1 pseudogene is annotated in these 259 nt (G+C 68.3%); it reads left to right on the forward strand.

The annotated features are described in order from the left end of the window. Positions 1–259 (forward strand): annotated as a pseudogene (locus AAEY83_RS16370) (dihydroxy-acid dehydratase domain-containing protein); the annotation flags it as partial.

Consider the following 259-nt stretch of genomic DNA (forward strand, 5'->3'; position numbering starts at 1 on the left):
GTCGCGGCGTGATCAAGATTTCGGCGGTCGCGCCCGAGCACCGCAAGGTGACGGCGCCCGCGATCGTGTTCGACTCGCAGGAAGCCGTGCAGGAAGCGTTCGATCGCGGCGAGTTGAAGCGCGATTTCGTCGCGGTGGTGCGCTTCCAGGGCGCGCGCGCCAACGGCATGCCCGAGCTGCACCGTTTGACGCCGCTGCTCGGCGTGTTGCAGGATCAGGGCTTTCACGTCGCGCTGGTCACCGACGGCCGCATGTCGGG

Source organism: Psychrobacter sp. TB20-MNA-CIBAN-0197, assembly GCF_040309765.1.
Classification (GTDB): domain Bacteria; phylum Pseudomonadota; class Gammaproteobacteria; order Pseudomonadales; family Moraxellaceae; genus Psychrobacter; species Psychrobacter submarinus.